This is a genomic window from Streptomyces sp. NPDC107538 (genome assembly GCF_055657445.1).
Genome location: NZ_JBVKAY010000013.1, coordinates 196487 through 215221 on the forward strand (window position 1 = coordinate 196487; position 18735 = coordinate 215221).

The following is an 18735-nucleotide window of genomic DNA, read 5'->3' on the forward strand; positions in this document are numbered from 1 at the left end:
CGCCGGGAGCGGGCTCCGAAAGCAGCCAGGGGGTCAGCCCCGCCGGGCCATCACCTCGATGCCGGCGATCAGGGTGTCCAGGGCGTAGCCGAAGTCGCGTTCGCGCATCTCCTCGACGGTCTCGCCGCCGCGGGCCGCCATGAGGTCCGCGGAGTGCCGGATGACCTCATGGGGTGCGAGGGAGTCGGACACCGCGCTCATGGCGTCGCGGAAGTACTCCTCCTGGGTCGTCCCGGCCGCGGCGCAGCGCTGCGCGAAGTGCCCCTCGATGGTGCCGAAGCCGTACACGAACTGGGAGACCGCCGCGATGGCACCGGCCTGGCCCCGCGCGGGCAGGCCGGTGCGGCGGATCACGCGCTGTACGGCGAGCGAGAAGTCCAGCGCGCGCGGGCCGATGTTGAGGAAGGTGCCGGCCAGGGGCGACACCCAGGGGTGGCGGACCAGGACCGCGCGGTACTCCCCGGCCAGGGTGCGCAGTTGGTCCCGCCAGTCCTCGTCGGCGTCGGGCGGGGGCAGCCGCAGCTCGTCGAAGACCTGGTCGAGGGCGAGTTCCAGCAGGTCGTCCTTGGTGTCCACGTACCAGTAGACCGACATCGCCGTCACGTTCAGCTCGGCCGCCAGCCGCCGCATCGAGAACCGGGCCAGCCCCTCCGCGTCCAGCAGCCGCACGGCCGTCCCGGTGATCCGCTCCCGGTCCAGCCCGGACGGCTGCCCGCCCCGCCCGGCCCGCGCCTTCCCCGCCTTGCCCTCCAGCCAGACGCTGGCCCGCACGGGACCTTCGACCCGACCGGCACCCTTCACCATGACGCACCTTCCGAGACGTTCCTCCACTGATGACGATGCTAGGCGGACAGCGCCCCGCAGGGGCGCGGGGAACTGCGCGAACAACCACGACGCACCCGCGGCCGCCGACCCACAGAACCCCCCGAGCTATGAGGCGCCCACCAACGCCACGTCAGCCCGCTCAGCCCTGCGCAGCAGCCCCGCCGCCACCAACCCCCCGAGCAGCACAGCCACCGCCCCCACCAGCAGACTCGTCTCCAGCCCGGAGGAGAACGCGGACAGCACCGCGTCCCGCTCCCCGGCCGTGTCCGCCGCCCCCAGCGCCGCCGGCAACGACGCCGCCGACACGGAAACCAGCGCCGCGAACCGGGAGTTGAGCACCGCCCCCAGCACAGCCACCCCCAACCCCGTGCCGAACTCCGCGAGCGTGCCGTTGATCCCGGCCCCCACCCCCGCCTTGGCCGGTGGGATCGAACTCATGATCGCGTGCGCCATCGCGGGGTTGGCGACCGCACAGCCCACACCGATCAGCACCAGCCCGAGCAGGGTCCCGGCGTAACCGCCGGAGGCCATCGTCGCGATGGAGACCAGCCCGCCCGACATCAGCACCATGCCCAGCGCGATCGACACCGGCATCCCCAGCTTCGCCGTCCACTTCGCCGACAGCCCGGAGAAGTTGAGCACGACCACGGTCAGCGCCAGCGGAGCGATCCGCAGACCCGCCTCCAACGCGTCGTAGCCGAGGACGAATTGAAGGTGCTGGGTCAGCAGGAACAGCGCGCCGCCCATGCCGAAGGTGATGAGCACGGCCCCGGCGACGGCTCCGGTGAAGCGCCGGTCGCGGAAGAAGTGCAGGTCGAGCATGGGGTACGGGATACGGCTCTCCCAGTACGCGAAGGCCCCGAGCACGACCACGGCGACGGCGGCCGTGGCGAGCACCTGCCCGGAGGTCCAGCCGTGCTCGGGGCCCGAGATGATCGCGTAGACCAGGGCCGTCATACCGATCGTCGACAGCAGCGCGCCCAGCAGGTCCGGCCGGTCCCCCTGCGGGTTCTTCGACTCGGGGACCAGGGCGATCACGGCGACGAGGCCCAGCGCCACGACCGGCAGGTTGACCAGGAAGATGGCGCCCCACCAGAAGTGGCCGAGCATGAAACCGCCGAGGAGGGGGCCCGCCGCGAAGCCGAGCGCGTTGACCGCCGCCCAGATTCCGATCGCCTTCGGCTGCTCGCCGGGCGCGAAGATCTGCATGGCGACGGCCAGGGTGGTGGTGAGCAGCAGCGCGCCGCCGACTCCCATTCCGGCGCGCGCGGCGATCAACTGCCCGGTGGACTGCGCGAGTCCGGCCACCAGCGAGCCGAGGCCGAACAGCACCAGGCCCGCGATCAGCATCTTCTTACGGCCGTAGCGGTCGGCCGCGCTGCCCGCAGTGAGCAGCAGCCCCGACTGCACCAGCGAGTACGCGTTGATCATCCACTGGATGTCCGAGGTGGCCGCCCCCAACTCCTCGGTGAGGGAGGGGATGGCCACGTTCAGCACGGTGTTGTCCAGCAGCACGGTGAGCTGCGCGAGACAGATGACGCCGAGGATCACCCAGCGCTGGGGGTGCCCCTGAGGGGAGGGGGTGGAGGGGGTGGACATGCTGTACACCGTAGAACAAACCCTATACGGCGTACAACACCGGCTCGGCCTCGTACGAGAGCCATGGCCGACGCCGTACGAAAGGGCGGTGGCCCGGGGGTTCGTCCGCACCCCGGGCCACCGCCCCGCTCACGACGCGTCCGGCGCTACTTCGCCTGCGTCAGGTCGTAGAACGTCGTGCCGTCGACCGTCACCGACTCGAAGTTCTCCTGGACCCAGGAGCTGATCTGCGAGGAGGTGCCGTCGCTGCTGCCGCCCATGCCACCGCCGGAGCCGCTGGAGATGAAGTAGTGGATCTTGCCGTCCGCCACGTACTCCTTGAACTCCGCGAGGGTCGGGGACGGGTCGGTGCCGTTGAAGCCACCGATCGCCATGACCGGGTCGCCGGTGGAGAGCTGGTAGCTCGCCGCGTTCTGGGCGCCGATGGCGGCGGCGGCCCAGGTGTAGTCACTCGCGTTCTTCTCCAGCAGTTCCTTGGCCTCGTCGCTGACGGAGGTGCCGTTGATCAGGCCGCCCATACCGCCACCGCCGCCGCCGTCGCCCATGCCACCGCCGCCGGGACCGTTCTGCGTCTGACCGTTCTGCGACTGGCCGTTCTGCGACTGGCCGTTGCCCTGCTGGTTGTTCTGGCCCTGCTGGCTGTTCTGACCCTGCTGGCCGCCGGTCGGGGGCTGGCCCATCTGACCGTTGCCCTGCTGACCGTTCTGGCCGTTGCCCTGCTGATTCTGGCCCGGCATGCCGCCACCGCCGCCGCCGGGGCCGCCGCCCATGCCGCCACCGCCGCCGGGACCGCCGCCCCGGCCGCCCTGCACGGACGGACCGGCCGTGACGATGGAGCCGGTGTGGCCCTCGTTGAGGGTGGTGAGCGTGTACGCCGTGGGGCCGGCGAGTGCCGTGACGAAGCTCAGGCCGACGACCGCCAGGGCCAGCTGCCGCCCCAGCTTGGCCACGAAGACCAGGCCGAGCGCGGCGACCAGGCCGCCGACGAGGACGACCCACTTGAGCCAGGGCAGGTAGTCGGAGGAGCGGTTGAGCAGGACGTAGCCCCAGACCGCGGTGGCCGTCATGGCCGCCGCCATGGTGATCGATGCCCAGTACTTCATCCGCTGGTCCCAGAGCAGGGCCGCGCCCATGCCGATCAGCGGTGCGATGTAGGGGGCGAGGGCCACGGTGTAGTACTCGTGGAAGATGCCCTGCATGAAGCTGAAGACCACCATGGTGATCAGCAGCGCGCCGCCCCAGAGGAGGAAGGCCGCACGGGTGGTGTCCGTGCGCTTCAGCTTCCGCGTGGCCCAGATCGCGGCGCCCAGCAGGATCAGCGCGGCCGGGATCAGCCAGGAGATCTGGCCGCCGATGGAGGAGCTGAACATCCGGTCCCAGCCGGTCTCGCCCCAGTTGCCGCCGCCGTTGCCGCCGCCTCCGCCTCCGCCGACGCTGCCGGTCTCCTCGCCGTTGAGCCGGCCGAGGCCGTTGTAGCCGAAGGTCAGTTCAAGGAAGGAGTTGTTCTGCGAGCCGCCGATGTACGGGCGGGACGACGCGGGCCACAGCTCCACGATCGCGACCCACCAGCCGCCGGCGACGACCATCGCCAGCCCGGCCAACAGCACCTGGCCGACCCGCTTCTTCACCGAGGCCGGCGCGAAGACGACGTACACGAGTGCGAGGACCGGCAGGATCAGGAAGGCCTGGAGCGTCTTGACCAGGAAGGCGAGGCCGATGGCGACACCCGCCCAGACCAGCCACTTCGTCTGTGCCTTCTCCAGGGCCCGCTGGGTGCAGTAGACCGCGGCGGCCATCAGCAGCGCGAGGGCCGCGTCCGGGTTGTTGAAGCGGAACATCAGCGCGGCGACGGGCGTGAGCGCGAAGACCGCCATGGTGAGGAAGCCGGCCGTGGCGTTGAAGCGACGGCGTACGGCCGCCCACAGCACCCCGGCGGTGGCGACGGCCATCAGGACCTGCGGGAACAGGATCGCGAAGGAGTTGAGGCCGAAGAGCCGCACCGACAGTGCCATCGGCCACAGGGAGGCCGGGGGCTTGTCGACGGTGATGGCGTTGGCGGAGTCCAGCGAGCCGAAGAAGAGGGCCTTCCAGGACTGGCTGCCCGCCTGTACGGCCGCCGAGTAGAAGGAGTTGGCGTAGCCGGAGGCCGTGAGGTTCCAGGTGTAGAGGCCGCCGATGAGGAGGAGGGTGAGGAGGAAACCGGGGCGGATCCAGCGGTTGTCCCCCGGCCGGCCTCTCCACAGCCGCTGGGCGAAGGGCTGCCTGGGCTCACCCGCGTCGGGGGCGGTGGGCTCGGCGGGCGCCTCCGGGGCCACCGGTTCCTGGTGCGCCGTCACCGGTGGCTCCCGGTCGGGACCCGGACCCCCCGGCCGGCTCGTCGTCGTCTCGAACTGCGTGGTCATCGTGCGTTCCTCGAATCCTGATCGTGCGGGCGCACCGGCCGCATCCGCATGGTCGCGTCCCCCCAGGTGCGGTCCGCGGCTTCACCGGCGCGGAACGGGGTCGTGGTGGTGGTGCCGCTGGTCGTACTGGTCGTGGCGTACGTGGGCTGGAACCGGTCCTGATGGCCGTACGGTCCCGGCTGCCCCGGACGTACCGTCGCCGCGGTCGCGTGGACGGGCGAGGCGGGGTGGTGCGGGGCGGGGTGGTGCGAGGCGACGACGGTCGATCCCTCGGCGGAGGCGGCCGGGCCGTCCCGCCGGTCCGGGAACACCCACGCCCGGAAGAGCAGGAACCGCAGCACCGTCGCCGCGAGGTTGGCGGCGATGAGGACCGCCAGTTCCGTGGAGTGCGCGGGGTCGGAGGTGGCCGCGTTCAGGGCGACCAGCGAGCCGCTGGTGAGGGCCAGGCCGATGCCGAACACCACCAGGCCCTGCGCCTGGTGCTTGACGACACCGCCGCGGCCCCGGACGCCGAAGGTCAGGCGCCGGTTGGCGGCCGTGTTGGCGACCGCCGAGACCAGCAGCGCGAGCGCGTTGGCGATCTGCGAGCCGGAGAAGGTCCGGAAGCCGCTGTAGAGCAGCAGGTAGAAGAGGGTGGACAGGGCGCCGACCACGCAGAAGCCGAGGAGCTGGCGGGCGAGGCCGCGCGGTACGTCCTGGATCTCGCGGTCGCGGGGGTCGTCCCCGAACGGCCGTGCGAGCCGGTCCAGTGCGAGGGACCCGGTGGCGAGCGCCTTGCCGACCCGCCACACACCCTTGAGGTCGTCGGTCGCCGTCTTCACGATGTGGACGGTCGAGTTCGGGTCGTCGACCCAGTCCACCGGCACTTCATGAATCCTCAGCCCGGCGCGCTCCGCGAGCACCAGCATCTCGGTGTCGAAGAACCAGCCGGTGTCCTCGACGAGCGGCAGCAGCACCTGGGCCACGTCCCGGCGTATCGCCTTGAACCCGCACTGCGCGTCCGAGAACCGGGCCTGCAGCGAGCCGCGCAGGATCAGGTTGTACGCGCGGCTGATGAACTCCCGCTTGGTGCCGCGCACCACCCGCGAGGAACGGGCGAGCCGGGAGCCGATCGCGAGGTCCGAGTGACCGGAGATCAGCGGGGCGACCAGCGGGAGGAGGGCGTTGAGGTCCGTCGACAGGTCCACGTCCATGTAGGCGAGGACCGGCGCGTCGGACGCGGACCACACGGTCCTGAGCGCCCGCCCGCGCCCCTTCTGCTCCAGCCGGAAGGACCTGACCTCGGGGAGCCGCGCCTCCAGCCGCGCGGCCACCTGCGGGGTGGTGTCCGTGGACGCGTTGTCCGCGATCGTGATGCGGAACGCGTACGGGAACGTGCGCGCGAGGTGCTCGTGCAGTCTGAGCACGCACGGCTGGAGGTCCTTCTCCTCGTTGTAGACGGGGATCACTACGTCCAGGACAGGCGTACCGGCGTTTCCGGCCGGGAGGTGCTCCCGCGCCGGCAGGGTGCCGGGAGAAGAGTCGGTTCGCATGACAACCACATTCGCGAGCCGCTCTGTTATGCCCGTGTGCTCACACTGTGCTGTGCCTGTGAGTCCGATTGCCAGCGTGTTGCGCCGGTCACCAGGTCGTTTCCGTCGAACTCACCGACGAACTCCCCGTCGTGCTCACCGTCGAACTGGGCGTCGTCGAGCTGCCAGTTGGCGGCGTCGTCGTACAGCGGTACATCCCGGCCGAGGGCCGGCAGATGCACGGTGAACACGGTCCTGCCGGGCACGCTGTCGACGGTCACGGCACCGCCGTGCGCGTCGGCCACGGCCTGCACGATGGCGAGGCCGAGCCCGGTCGACCCGGACGCCCTGGACCGCGACGAGTCGCCTCGCGCGAACCGCTCGAACACGTGCGGCAGCAGTTCCTCCGGGATGCCCTGTCCGTCGTCTTCGACGTCGACGCACATCCACGGCCCGCGCCGCTGGACGCGTGCGGTGACGGTGGTGCCGGGCGGGGTGTGCGTGCGCGCGTTGGCCAGCAGGTTGACGAGCACCTGCTGCAGCCGCGCCGCGTCCGCCGACACGAGGGCGGGCATGTCGGGCAGGTCGAGCCGCCAGCTGTGGCTGCGCCCGGCGACCCGCGCGTCGCTGACGGTGTCCACGACGAGGGGGATGAGGTCGGTCTGCTCGAACTGCAGCGGCCGTCCGGCGTCGAGCCGCGCGAGCAGCAGCAGGTCCTCGACCAGCATGGTCATCCGCCCGGACTCGGACTCGATCCGCCCCAGCGCGTGCCGGGTGTCGGGCCCGATCTCCTCCCTGCCGCGCCTGGTCAGCTCGGCGTACCCGCGAATCGACGCGAGCGGCGTCCGCAGCTCATGACTGGCGTCCGCGACGAACTGCCGTACGCGCGTCTCGCTCTCCTGCCGCGAGTGCAGGGCGCCGTGGATGTGGTCGAGCATGCGATTGAGCGCGGCACCGACCTGGCCGACCTCGGTGTGCGTGTCGGTCTCGGACGCGGGCACCCGCTCGTTGAGCGTCACTTCACCGGTGTGCAACGGCAGTTCGGAGACCCGGGTCGCGGTGGCAGCCACCTTGCGCAACGGCCGCAGGGCGACCCCGACAAGCACGGACCCGGCGATACCGGCGGCGATGAGACCGGCGCCGGTGACGCTGAGTTCTACGGCGATGAGGGTGCTGAGGGTACTGGTGACGGATTCGGTGGGGAGGGCGACGTAGAAGCTGCCCTTGCTGCCCTCGACATAGGTGACCCGGTATTCGCCGAGGCCGGGGATGTCCACGGTGGAGATACCGGTCTTCGACACCGAGCCGAGGGCCGCCTCCTGCTCGGTGTTGAGAGCGTCGGTGGTCATGCCCTCGAACTCGTCGCTGTCGGACGTCTTCTCCTTGGCGACCACCGCGTCGGTGACCCCGCCGTCCGTCCCCACCTGGGCGACGACGGTGTACTCCTCGGTGCCGCCCTTGGTGACGAATCCGAAGGGACCGTCCGGCGGGACGTTGTTACCGTCGCCGCCGCCTCCGGGGAGCTTTCCGTCCGGCGGACCGGCGGCGCGCTTGGCGACCTCTTCGACCTGGGTGTTCAGCTGGTCGTTGAGATGCTCGCTCAGCGCGATCGTCGTCACCGTCCCGATGACCGCACACACCACCGCGATCAACGCCACCGCGGAGACGACGAGCCGCGTACGCAGCGTGCGCGGCTGTCGTCCCCGCCCTCGCCGCAGCCTCAGCTGCGGCTGCGCACGCGTTCGTCGTCGCCCGCTCATGACGTGGCGGGCTTGATCAGATAGCCGGCCCCACGCCGGGTGTGGATCATCGGCTCGCGCCCGGCGTCGATCTTCCGCCGCAGATACGAGATGTACAGCTCGACCACGTTGGCCTGGCCACCGAAGTCGTACGACCACACACGGTCGAGGATCTGCGCCTTGCTGAGCACGCGCCGAGGGTTCCGCATGAGGAACCGCAGCAGTTCGAACTCGGTGGCGGTGAGGTGGATGTTCGCCCCGCCGCGCGACACCTCGTGGCTGTCCTCGTCGAGCATGAGGTCACCGACGACGAGCACGGAGTCGGAGCGGCGGTCGGCGGCACCGGAGCGCCGGATCAGCCCGCGCAGTCGCGCCACGACCTCTTCGAGGCTGAACGGCTTGGTGACGTAGTCGTCGCCGCCGGCGGTGAGCCCGGCGATCCGGTCCTCGACCGCGTCCTTCGCGGTGAGGAAGAGCACCGGCACGTCCGGCAGCTCGCGCCGCAGCCGCCCGAGGACGGTCAGCCCGTCCATGTCGGGCAGCATCATGTCGAGGACGACGGCGTCGGGCCGGAAGTCCCGGGCGGTCTGGATGGCACCCGTGCCATCCCCCGCACTCCGGATCTGCCAGCCCTCATAGCGCAGGGCCATGGACAGCAGTTCGGTGATCGACAGCTCGTCGTCCACCACAAGCACTCGGACGGGGCTCCCGTCCGGCCTCAGCAGTTCGGTGCGCCCCTGGGGCGAGGTCGTGGTCATGCTGGACACCTTGTCGGGGCCCCCTGAGAACACCCTTTCCGGAACCTGTGATTTTTCTAAGAAACGCACAGGCGCCTCTCAGGCAACCCTTGGGTAGATCTCCGACTTCCCGGACACCACCCCCGTCGACCAGCACCTTTCTGATCTTCCCCACGGCATTTCCCAGGCCGCCTCACCGCGAACCCACAGCTTCCGCACCACAGGGAGCACCCCCGTACGCCCTCGCCCTGACCCCCTCTTTATGCAAGCGCCGTCATGCTTCGCCCTCCCCGCTCCCGCGTCCCCTCAGAACAGCCCGTCCTGCACGCTCCCGTCCCCTCTCCCCCTCCCCAACTCCCGTACGGGCACGGTGAGAGCGTCATGGGCCCCCTCACCGACGGGAGCGGTCAACTCCCACCCCGTCATGAGCCGCGTATCGAGAACCACGACCCCCCGCCCGGTGGCCAGATGCAGATCGGGTCCGGCGACGGCGAGGACCCGGCCCCCCACGGCCCCACCCGCGACCAGCTCACCCACCACCCCGTCCATGGTCGGCAGCCCGTCGAGCCCGAACGTCCCGAAGTGATCGACGGCTTGGAAGGGAAGCGGCTCCAACGACTCGGGCCACCCGGCGAGCCCCTGAGCCCGCCCGTGCAGCACCGCCAGCTCCCCGGCGCGCTCCTCGGCGGCCGGCAGCCCGGCCCGCACGGCCCGCTTCTCGGCGTACGGAATCCGGTCCGGCACCCCGAGCGCGGCCCGCAGCACCTCCTCGGCCCGCCGCGCGGCCATCAACGGCCCCCGCCCGAGCCACCCGAACGAGACCGCGCCCTGCTCCAACAGCCGCGCCGAACCCCGCTCGACTGCCGTGATCCCGACCTTCACCATGCCGGGCCCGAACCAGGCGAGGTACACGTGATAGGGCCGCGGGTCGTCGGCGATCGTGTCGGCGGCCACGGAATGCGCCCGGTCCAGCCGCGCACACTCCTCACACCGGGCTCCGGTACTCCGCCCCGGCACCTCCGCCCGCAGCGGACACGGATTCCCCCGAGCCCCGACGCAGGTCCGCCGCCCCTCGTCGGCGACCCCGAAGGCCACGGCCTTCCCTCGCGGCAACGGGCTCCCGCGCCCGCCCGCCCAGCCGAGCAGCGGCCCGTCCGCACCCCACCGCAGCCCCGTACATCTCCACACGCGTGCCACCCTCACGACAGTAGAGGGCACCACTGACAACGCCTCCGACCAGCGAAGACGTCCAGCACGACTGGGGGGCGGGGAGAGAAGGGCGAGGCGGGGCGGGGGGCGACGCCCGGGGCTCACCCCCGCATCGCCCCCGTACCGCCCCGTCCTAGAGCTTGCTCATCTTGGTGTACGGGCTGAGGATCCGCTGCCGGACCGACCCGAAGTCGACGAGCGCGGCGATGCCGTCCTCGATACCGATCACCCGGCCGAGGCCGTACATGTCGTGCGTGACCTGGTCCCCCACCGCGAAGTGCTTGGGAGGCGGAGCGACCGGGGCCTTGAAGGGACTGGTGGGCAAATAGCGCTTCGGTGCACCTGGCTTAGTCATCGCGACCAGTATGCGCCCCCACGCCTCCCCCAGTCCTCCGCGCTCCACTCCCACCCCTCCCCCGAACCCCCCGCACACCCCACAACCAGCACCGACACCACGCGTGCTCGTCCTCGTCCGCGAGCCGGCTCTCGAAACGCAAGAGGCCCCGGATCTCTCCGGGGCCTCTCACCTGTGTGCACTCGGCAGGATTCGAACCTGCAACCTTCTGATCCGTAGGATCGGGCATCACGCCGGGAGGAGGGTCGACGGCCTCCTAGCTCGATTGCCCAGGTTGGCGATCATGCGCGCCTGTGTGCCGTCGTTGCCGTCAGGGCTGCCGTCAACTCCGAACGGGGCGGCCGGCTCCACGGCCTTAGGGCTGAACCATCAGATAACTCGCGGCCACGCGGGTGCGGGGCAACCACAAGCGTGACGCGGGAAGGCCGCGACCTCAAGCGGCAAATCGACGGCCAGTGGAGGCAAGGTCGGCGAGATCAGTGCGCCCTGAAACTCCGGCAGCTGCCGGTAGGAAGCAACGTCCCGGCCCACAAACAAATCTTCGAGCACGGCAAGCAGATTGTTAACCCGTGCCGGCAGCGGTGAAGACGGGTCCGCATAGGCTTGGCTGAGGGAGGCGCCGATGTTGGCTGCCTTCCAAGGGTTGTCATGCTCCTCGGTGATGCCGAGCCAACGCTCAATGGTGCCGGTGAGACGAACCGCGCCGACGAAGGATGATTCCGAATCGTTGGCGGACGCCGCCAGCGCAGTGAGCGCCGATGCGTCCTCGCACAGTCGCTTCTTGAGATTGTTCTGGGTTGTGGCCATGACCGCGTCCTCGTCCCAGAGAACAACGTGTGGGATACCGAACAGGGACAAGGTGCTCGCCGCACGATGCAGCTCGAATTTGCCGAACGCGCTAAGGAGGCCCACATTGGAGCCGAGTTTGGCGAGGAGACCCCGACGGGCCAGCCACTCGAAGAACAACACATCGCTAGGGCCTTCGACGACGATCACCCGGTCAGCAAAGAATGCGGCGGCTCGGTGTGCGTCCAGGTCGTAGAGGACCCGGTCCCTTTCCTCGTCGGCTGCTGTCAGGCGGGAAGTCTTGAAACAGGAGCGAGAGCCTACGGCGTAGGCCGAGCGGGTGTGTATGTCCGAGAGAACCCTGCTCACAAGAGAAGGAGCAGGCGACGTCACTTCGATCCGATGGAGTAAACGACGCACCCGGGTGATCGCTTCAGGGGAAGTCTCGGCAGCCGCGATCACGGATGCGTTGTGCGTGGTGATCGTCACTGCCGTGTTTCCCGCGGCAACGAGTTGGTGCAGGTCGTGGGCGAGCCGTGTCACCTGGGAAGGGTGGAGGAATGCCTCAGGCTCCTCGAAGAGGACCCACCGGAACGCGCCCTCCTTGGCCTGAGCCCGTAGCCGTGCCGCCGCTTGGATCAGTGCGGCGATCATGGTGCGCTGCACGCCGGATCCTTGGGTCTCCAGTGGGCGGTGAGTGCCCTCCTGATGGAGTCGCAGCTCGATAAGGTGGCGCATGATCAGCTCGTTGGATAGCTCTCCGACGTCGACCTTCGCGGACAAGCCCCAAGGCATCAGCGCCTCGTCGAGATCGCTCTCGAGGTCAGTGATGGGCCCTTCCTGCAAGGCACTGCTCAGCGTTCCGAGAGCAGCCCTAGCGGTCATGAGCATGGTCTCGATGTGCCGCTCAGAGAAGGCGAGGAGCAGTACATCACGCAAGGGCGAGGGACCGGTGAGCGACGTGTGATCAGCCATCTTGCTGATCGCCGGGATATAGACGCACTGACCGAGCTTGGCGGCATTGGTCCAACCGGTTGGCTGTGGTTCACCGCCGTCCTCGGGAATCAGGTAGTAAGCCCCGGCATGACGGTCAGTGCTCTTGGTGAACCAACGCCGGATCCGGAGGAGATCGCCGTTGACTAGGTCGACGCCGATCTGCTTGGCCTCGGCGGCGTCAACGCTGTAGTCGATTTCCACCCAGGATTCTGCACCAGGCTCCGCGTGCCAGGGAAGGTCTCGGGTTTCGTTCCAGTCCAATGCACCGTAAAACAGGAGGACGGCATCTATCAGAGTGGACTTTCCCGCGTTGTTCGGGCCGATCAGCGCGCCGAACGGACGCAGGTGCAATTCGACGTCGAGGGCGCCGCGAACGTTCCGGATGGCCACGCGTAGGGGGCGCATGGGAGGCTCCTCGAAATCAGCGGGGAAGGAAGGGGCTGGGAGCCCCGGAATACGACACATACAGCCGGTCACGGGCACGAGTGCACGCGACGTAGAGCACGCACCGCTCCCTCTGCACACTCTCCAGGTGGGCAGCCCTGTCGACTTCCAACGGAACGATCGCCCGGTCGTGCGGCACCACCTTGTCCTGGACGCCAATGACCGCGACGCACTGAAACTCCAGGCCCTTCATGCTGTGCATCGTGCCGACCTGGACCCGGCCGCCGGACGGACCCGGCGGCTCGGGCTCAATGCCCGCGGAGCGAAGCGCGCCCGCCACGTCGTCGGACTTGGCGTTGACCCGGGCCGCGACGGCAATTGCACCCGGTTCGACGCCATCGGCTAGCCAGCCCCGGACTTGGGAGACCACGGCAGCGCGCTCCTCGGACCACTCGGCGAACCGCCGGACGATCGGCCGGCGGCCGTGCATCGGCGACTCGTAGCCTTCCCGACTGTCGGGCCAGCCATCGAGGTCCTCCTCGGACACGAGCCCCAACACCCGCACGGCCCAGGTAAGGATCTCCTGGGTGGTGCGGTAGCTGACGGTCAGTCGCTGTGTCCGACCGACGATGTTGATCCCAGTATTTTTCAGCGGTACCCGATGCTGCCAAATCCGTTGATGCGGGTCCGCAACGAGGAACAGGTCGTCCTCGGCCGGGCGGACGGCTGCCCGGAGCAGCCGCCACTGCGCGGGATGTAGGTCCTGGGCTTCGTCGACGATGACGTGCCGGTAGACGGCAGGCCCATCGTCCTGTCGCAGGAGTCGTGCCGCCTCATCGGCTACCTGTAGGAACGACCAACTCCCGAGGGCGCTCAGCTGACTCCGCAACGCCTCGATGGCGGCCCAGACGGACGGCCGCTCCGAGCGAGGGAGGCCCTGGCCTCGACCGGTGCGTGCTGCCGTCAGATACGCCTCCAGCGTGGTGATGTCTTGGGCGAGCAGCACCTGCTCCCATTCATCGACTAGGAATTCCCCCGCGTAGTCCGGGTGCACGCTGTCGGCCAGGCTGATCAGTTCGCGCGACGGGAGCACGACCGGGCGGCTTCCGGATCGGTCGCCAACAACCCGGGCAGCAAGCTGATCAGTGGTGATCACCTCGATATGGTCGCGGTCCTCGGGGTTCTCGACGAGCTGGTCCAGCTGACGAGCCAACTCTGCGGTGAGCGGGCGACTGTAGGTGGTCAGCAGGATCGGCGTACCCCTGTCGTAGAGCCCCGCGAGATACGCAGCCCGGTGCAGGGCAGTCACCGTCTTGCCAGTGCCCGCACCACCGGTGATCATCACCGAGCCGAGATAGGGATCGTGGTAAGCGATCCGACGCTGCATCGGATGGAGAAAGATCCTCCACAGTGCAAACGGGGGACGCAGCAGCTTCTCAAGTTCTTCAGGGCCGCTGACAAGCGCGACTTGGTCGGGGGTCCGCCCGATAGCTGCGGACAGGTCGTCCGGCTCTACCCTGTCGGGCTTAGCAGCGTTGACGAGATGCTTACTGACCTCTCCCCAAGTCTCCTCGACCGTCATCCCCGAGGCCAGCGCGACGAGGACGTCATACTGGAGTGACGGCAGCATGTGCTGGAGGGCGTCCAGGTGCGCCTCCCGGGTCAGCAATCGGACGATCGGCAACACTTGATCGTCGATGCCGAGAGTGCGGAAGTCCGAGTCCTTGACATGGTCGAAGAGCCTGGCCGGTGTAGCTTCGGCGGCCAGACGCAGTGTGCTGGTCATGTTCTGCAACTGCGTCTCGTCGCGCACCTCAAGGACGCCGAGAACCTGATTGACGGTGAACAACCTCGTCGTGGCCCAAGCGATCGCGTCGTCGTGTGGCAGGACGCGCAGCAGGCAGTAGAGGTCTCCTGTCGTCGGCGCCAGGACAACCCCGCGATAGAACTGGTTAATGCGAATTGTCCTGATCCGGGAGTCTTCAGCCCGGTTGAGCTTCTCCAGATGCAGTCCCGCATGGGTGGCTTGGGCGAACTTCCCAAGCGCGGCTTGCACGGCCTTCTGGACAGGCTTCTCCAGCTTGGCGTACTCGGAAAGGAACTCCTTGGCGATCGCCAACGGGGGCACGGACACTCCTCCGACGGGGTGGGCAACCCTCATGGTAGGGCGTTGATGATCTGTGCTACGCAGTATCGTAAGGGGTTCTGTGACCCGCCTTGACTGACGACTGGGGGCTCCGCCTGTGGCGAAGCTGACGTTGCCGCAGCTGGAAGCGCATCTCTTCGGTGCGGCTGACATCTTGCGTGGCAAAATGGATGCCTCGGAGTTCAAGGAGTACATCTTCGGGATGTTGTTCCTTAAGCGCTGCTCCGACCAGTTCGACACGATCCGGTCCCGAGTCATTGCCGAGCAGATCATGGCTGGCCGGACACAGGCGCAGGCTGAAGAGATCGCCAACAACCGGGCATTCTACCAAGGCGGCGACTTTTTCGTATCGACGGCGGCCCGATGGAAATACCTTGTAGGCAAGTCGGCCGAGAACGGCGTTGCGGACCTGCTGAACAAGGCTTTGGCCGCGTTGGAGACCGCCAACTCCACAGCATTGCAGGGCGTGGTCGGGCACATCGACTTCAACCGTAAGGTCGGCAAGACGTCGCTGTCGGACCAAAAACTGCGAGCCCTGATCAAGCACTTCGACCGCTACCGGCTCCGCAACGAGGACTTCGAGTTCCCCGACCTCCTGGGTGCCGCTTATGAGTACCTTATCGGCGAGTTCGCCGACTCAGCGGGAAAGAAGGGCGGGGAGTTTTACACCCCGCGCGGCGTCGTCCGGATGATGGCGCGCCTAGTCGAGCCGCACTCGGGGATGCGGGTGTACGACCCATGCGCCGGCTCCGGCGGCATGCTGATCATGTCGAAGGAGTACGTCGCGGAGGCAGGCGAGGACGCCCAGGACCTGCGCCTATACGGCCAGGAGGCCAACGGCGGCACCTGGGCCATCTCCAAGATGAACATGATTCTTCACGGCATCGTCAACGCCGACTTGGAGAACGATGACACCCTCGCCAATCCGTTGCATATCGAGCCGGATGGTTCGACGCTGACACTTTTCGACCGGGTGCTCACGAATCCTCCGTTCTCACAGAACTACGTGCGCGCCGGGATGAAGCACGCCGACCGATTCGAATATGGCTGGACTCCGGAAACCGGCAAGAAGGCTGACTGGATGTTCGCCCAGCATGTGCTCTCCGTGCTCCGGCCCGACGGCATTGGCGCCACGGTCATGCCGCACGGCGTGCTGTTCCGCGGCGGCGAGGAACAGGCGATCCGGAGGAAGGTCATCGAGGCCGACCGGCTAGAGGCGGTCATCGGCCTAGCCTCGAATCTGTTCTATGGCACTGGTATCCCGGCGTGCATCCTCATCCTGCGCGGCCCCGGTCCCCGCCCAGCCTCACACCGAGGCAAGGTTTTGTTCATCAACGCTGACCGTGAGTATTTGTCCGGCCGCGCCCAGAACTACCTTGAACCCGAGCACGCTGAGAAGATCGTCGCTGCCTATCGGGCCTATCTAGCCGACCCGGCCCACGACATCCCTGGCTTCGCCCGGGTGGTGTCGCTGGAGGAACTCGAAGACAACCAGTTCAACCTCAACATCCGGCGATACGTCGACAACACCCCGCCGCCGGAGCCCCAAGACGTACGGGCTCATCTCCACGGCGGCGTCCCGAAGCCCGAGGTCCATGAGCACGAGACCGCGTTCCGGGCGTACGGCGTGGACGTGCACTCTCTGTTCGTCGAACGGAACGCTAACTACTACGACTTCCCGACAGATGGCTGGCGATCGACGGCTGCCCGTATTCCTGAGCTGGCCGCGCCCGCAGAAGCGCGTGTGCGGGACGCGTTCGATGAGTGGTGGGGCCGGCACAGCAAACGGCTGAGCGAGCTGCCCGACACACACAAGGTCATGGACACCCGAGCTGAGTTGTTGGAGTCTTTCGTCGCGGAACTCGAACCCCTCGGCACTCTCGACCGCTTCCAACTCTCCGGCGCGGTCGCCTCCTGGTGGGGCAGCGTCCAATACGACATCCGCACGCTGGCCTTCCACCAGTTCAGTGGAGTTGTTCAGGGTTGGCTGACGACGATCCAGACTGCTTTCGCGGATGACAGCGCCATGGTACTGAACGCCCAACGCCAGGCGGCCGCCAAGCGCAAGGCTCGGGAACACCCGTTGGTCCCGTACGTCCTCTCCGACTACCTCAACGAGCTTGAGGAGGCTGAGAACCTACGGGCCGAACTCGATGCCAGGGTCAAAGCCCTCAGCACGGTCTCGGAGAACGACTCCGACGAGGTCGAGGACGTCGACCCCGTCGCGCTGAAGCGCCTGCGCGCCCAACTCACCGCAGCCAAGTCCAAGGTCCGTAAACTCGAAGCCGCCTTCATTGACCAGCTCGGCTCGGGAGTCCGCCTGATCCACACTGCCGAGACCGAACCCGAACTGGTCATGCGTGTCTTCAAAGCTGACCTCGGTCGACGCCTCGACGCCCGCCTCGCCACAGGCCGCAGAGTATTGATCGAGCGCTACGGTACATGGGCCGCCAAGTATGCGGTCACCCTCCCCGAACTTGAGGCTCAGCGAGCCGCCGCCTCCTCCCGAGTCGACGAGATGCTGCAGGAGCTCGGTTATGCGTGAGGTCCCTGAGGGCTGGAGGCGGGTCAAGCTGAGGGACTGCGGGACTTGGTGGTCCGGCGGAACCCCGGCGACCGAAGAGCCCCGCTTCTGGGGCGGAGATATCCCGTGGATCAGCGCCGCGAGTCTTAAAAACTTCCGGATCAACGATTCAGATCGTCGGGTGACTCGCGCTGGCGGCATGGCCGGCACCAAGGTGGTTGAACCTGGAACTGTGCTGTTCATTGTGCGAGGGATGAGCCTGAAAAGGGAGTTCCGGGTAGGTATCGCGCAGCGCCGTGTGGCCTTTGGACAGGACTGCAAGGCACTGCTGCCTCATACATCGATTGACGGAACCTTCCTCGCCCTCGCACTCAAGGCCCGTGAACGTGACATCCTCGCGATGGTCGATGAGGCGGGCCATGGGACGGGTCGGCTCCCCATCGACATGCTCGAACGGTTGGAGATCGCACTGCCTACCGATCCGGATGAGCAGTGGCGGATCGTGGAGATCCTCGATGCGGTCGATCTCGATCTTCAAGTAAGTAATGATCTTGCCGATAAGTTCGAGAAGGTCAGGTCGGCAGTGATGAACGACCTCCTGGGGGACGGCGATAACGGCGCGCCTAGGCAGTACGTTCCCAGCGTGCGAGCACTGACGCTTACAGGAGGGCTCCCCTATCAACAAGCGCACCCCGGAAAAGGTGATATTCCGATTTACGGGAGCAGCGGGCTCGCCGGTTTTGGCACAAGGCACCTTGCGCAAAATGAAACCATTGTCGTCGGCAGGGTCGGTGAGGGTGGCGTCGGTTCGGTTCGCTATTCACAGAGCCCGTGTTGGGTGACAGATAACGCGCTATGGGCCAACTGGATCAACCCTAGCTGGCTGCCAGAGTTCTTGGCTCTGTATCTCGACTGGTATGGACTCCGGAAGCTTCGGGCTCAGACGGGTCAGCCACTGATCACTCAGAGCGCTATCGCTAAAGTCCCTGTCCCAGTTGTCCCGCGATGGCGGCAAGCAGAGATTATCGCCGAAATTCGAACCCTTCGGGAGCAAGCGAATGCAGCCGTTGCGTCCGTCGAGCGCATTCAGTTGGTCAAGCATGGGCTCATGGAGGACCTCCTCACTGGGCGAGTGCGGGTTTGAGTGAGGTGGCAATGGATCTCTCCCAACATTCGACCTTGTCGCAAAGGGCGAGCGCTGGGGAAGGATCCCAGGAGCGCGGCGCCGCGGTGAATGGCGCTACGGAGTTAGAGTTCGTGGCCGGGAGCGGCGACGACTGCGTTGGTATCGATCTCGCTGATCACGACCATGGAGTCGTTGCCGAAATCGCGGGGGTAACCCCAGCTGCGAGGGCTTAGTGCTGTGAACCTCGTTGCAGGCAAGAGCCACCGGATAGGGCTGCGCCAGGACCAGCGGTATGGACGACTGCTCAGGATCCTTGGAGTCCCGGACCCCGACATGGCACCCCCAGCTTGGCAAGCTTCACGCAGGCAGGGTCGGTCTCGGGCAGAAGCTGTTCGT

12 protein-coding genes are annotated in these 18735 nt (G+C 67.6%); 2 read left to right on the forward strand and 10 right to left on the reverse strand.

Annotation, left to right across the window (positions count from 1 at the left end):
* Positions 1 to 33: 33 nt before the first annotated feature.
* From ACZ7MG_RS34525 to ACZ7MG_RS34570, 10 genes are all read right to left on the reverse strand, one after another.
* Entirely contained in the window at positions 34 to 804 is a 771-nt protein-coding gene (locus tag ACZ7MG_RS34525) for a TetR/AcrR family transcriptional regulator (protein ID WP_471382686.1), read from the reverse strand.
* 126 nt (positions 805 to 930) lie between these two features.
* On the reverse strand, positions 931 to 2424 hold the full coding sequence (locus ACZ7MG_RS34530) for an MFS transporter (RefSeq protein ID WP_471382685.1): 1494 nt from the start codon (positions 2422 to 2424) through the stop codon (positions 931 to 933).
* A 146-nt stretch (positions 2425 to 2570) separates the two neighbouring features.
* The gene (locus ACZ7MG_RS34535; RefSeq protein WP_471382683.1) at positions 2571 to 4826 is read right to left on the reverse strand and encodes an ArnT family glycosyltransferase; all 2256 of its coding nucleotides are present in this window, start codon (positions 4824 to 4826) and stop codon (positions 2571 to 2573) included.
* Positions 4823 to 6358: a bifunctional glycosyltransferase family 2/GtrA family protein gene (locus ACZ7MG_RS34540; RefSeq protein ID WP_471382681.1), complete on the reverse strand. Its 1536-nt coding sequence runs from the start codon at positions 6356 to 6358 to the stop codon at positions 4823 to 4825. Before ACZ7MG_RS34540 ends, ACZ7MG_RS34535 begins: the two co-directional genes overlap by 4 nt.
* Positions 6359 to 6384: 26 nt before the next feature.
* The gene (locus ACZ7MG_RS34545) at positions 6385 to 8097 is read right to left on the reverse strand and encodes a sensor histidine kinase (RefSeq protein ID WP_471382679.1); all 1713 of its coding nucleotides are present in this window, start codon (positions 8095 to 8097) and stop codon (positions 6385 to 6387) included.
* Positions 8094 to 8834 carry a response regulator transcription factor gene (locus tag ACZ7MG_RS34550; RefSeq protein ID WP_471382677.1) on the reverse strand — a complete coding sequence of 247 codons (741 nt, stop codon included), beginning with the start codon at positions 8832 to 8834 and terminating at the stop codon, positions 8094 to 8096. Before ACZ7MG_RS34550 ends, ACZ7MG_RS34545 begins: the two co-directional genes overlap by 4 nt.
* A gap of 285 nt (positions 8835 to 9119) precedes the next feature.
* Positions 9120 to 10010 (reverse strand): DUF2797 domain-containing protein, encoded by an 891-nt coding sequence (locus ACZ7MG_RS34555; RefSeq protein WP_471382675.1) that lies wholly within the window; start codon positions 10008 to 10010, stop codon positions 9120 to 9122.
* 145 nt (positions 10011 to 10155) lie between these two features.
* Complete coding sequence (locus ACZ7MG_RS34560; protein WP_086757517.1) at positions 10156 to 10377, reverse strand: hypothetical protein; 222 nt, start codon at positions 10375 to 10377, stop codon at positions 10156 to 10158.
* A gap of 369 nt (positions 10378 to 10746) precedes the next feature.
* On the reverse strand, positions 10747 to 12564 hold the full coding sequence (locus ACZ7MG_RS34565) for an ATP-dependent nuclease (RefSeq protein WP_471382673.1): 1818 nt from the start codon (positions 12562 to 12564) through the stop codon (positions 10747 to 10749).
* Between the two features lie 16 nt (positions 12565 to 12580).
* Positions 12581 to 14662 carry a 3'-5' exonuclease gene (locus tag ACZ7MG_RS34570; RefSeq protein ID WP_471382671.1) on the reverse strand — a complete coding sequence of 694 codons (2082 nt, stop codon included), beginning with the start codon at positions 14660 to 14662 and terminating at the stop codon, positions 12581 to 12583.
* A gap of 124 nt (positions 14663 to 14786) precedes the next feature.
* Here ACZ7MG_RS34570 and ACZ7MG_RS34575 point away from each other — a divergent pair, with 124 nt between their 5' ends.
* Positions 14787 to 17234 carry a type I restriction-modification system subunit M gene (locus ACZ7MG_RS34575; RefSeq protein ID WP_471382670.1) on the forward strand — a complete coding sequence of 816 codons (2448 nt, stop codon included), beginning with the start codon at positions 14787 to 14789 and terminating at the stop codon, positions 17232 to 17234.
* Complete coding sequence (locus ACZ7MG_RS34580) at positions 17227 to 18357, forward strand: restriction endonuclease subunit S (protein WP_471946421.1); 1131 nt, start codon at positions 17227 to 17229, stop codon at positions 18355 to 18357. The genes ACZ7MG_RS34575 and ACZ7MG_RS34580 overlap by 8 nt, the downstream gene beginning before the upstream one ends.
* Positions 18358 to 18735 lie beyond the last annotated feature (378 nt).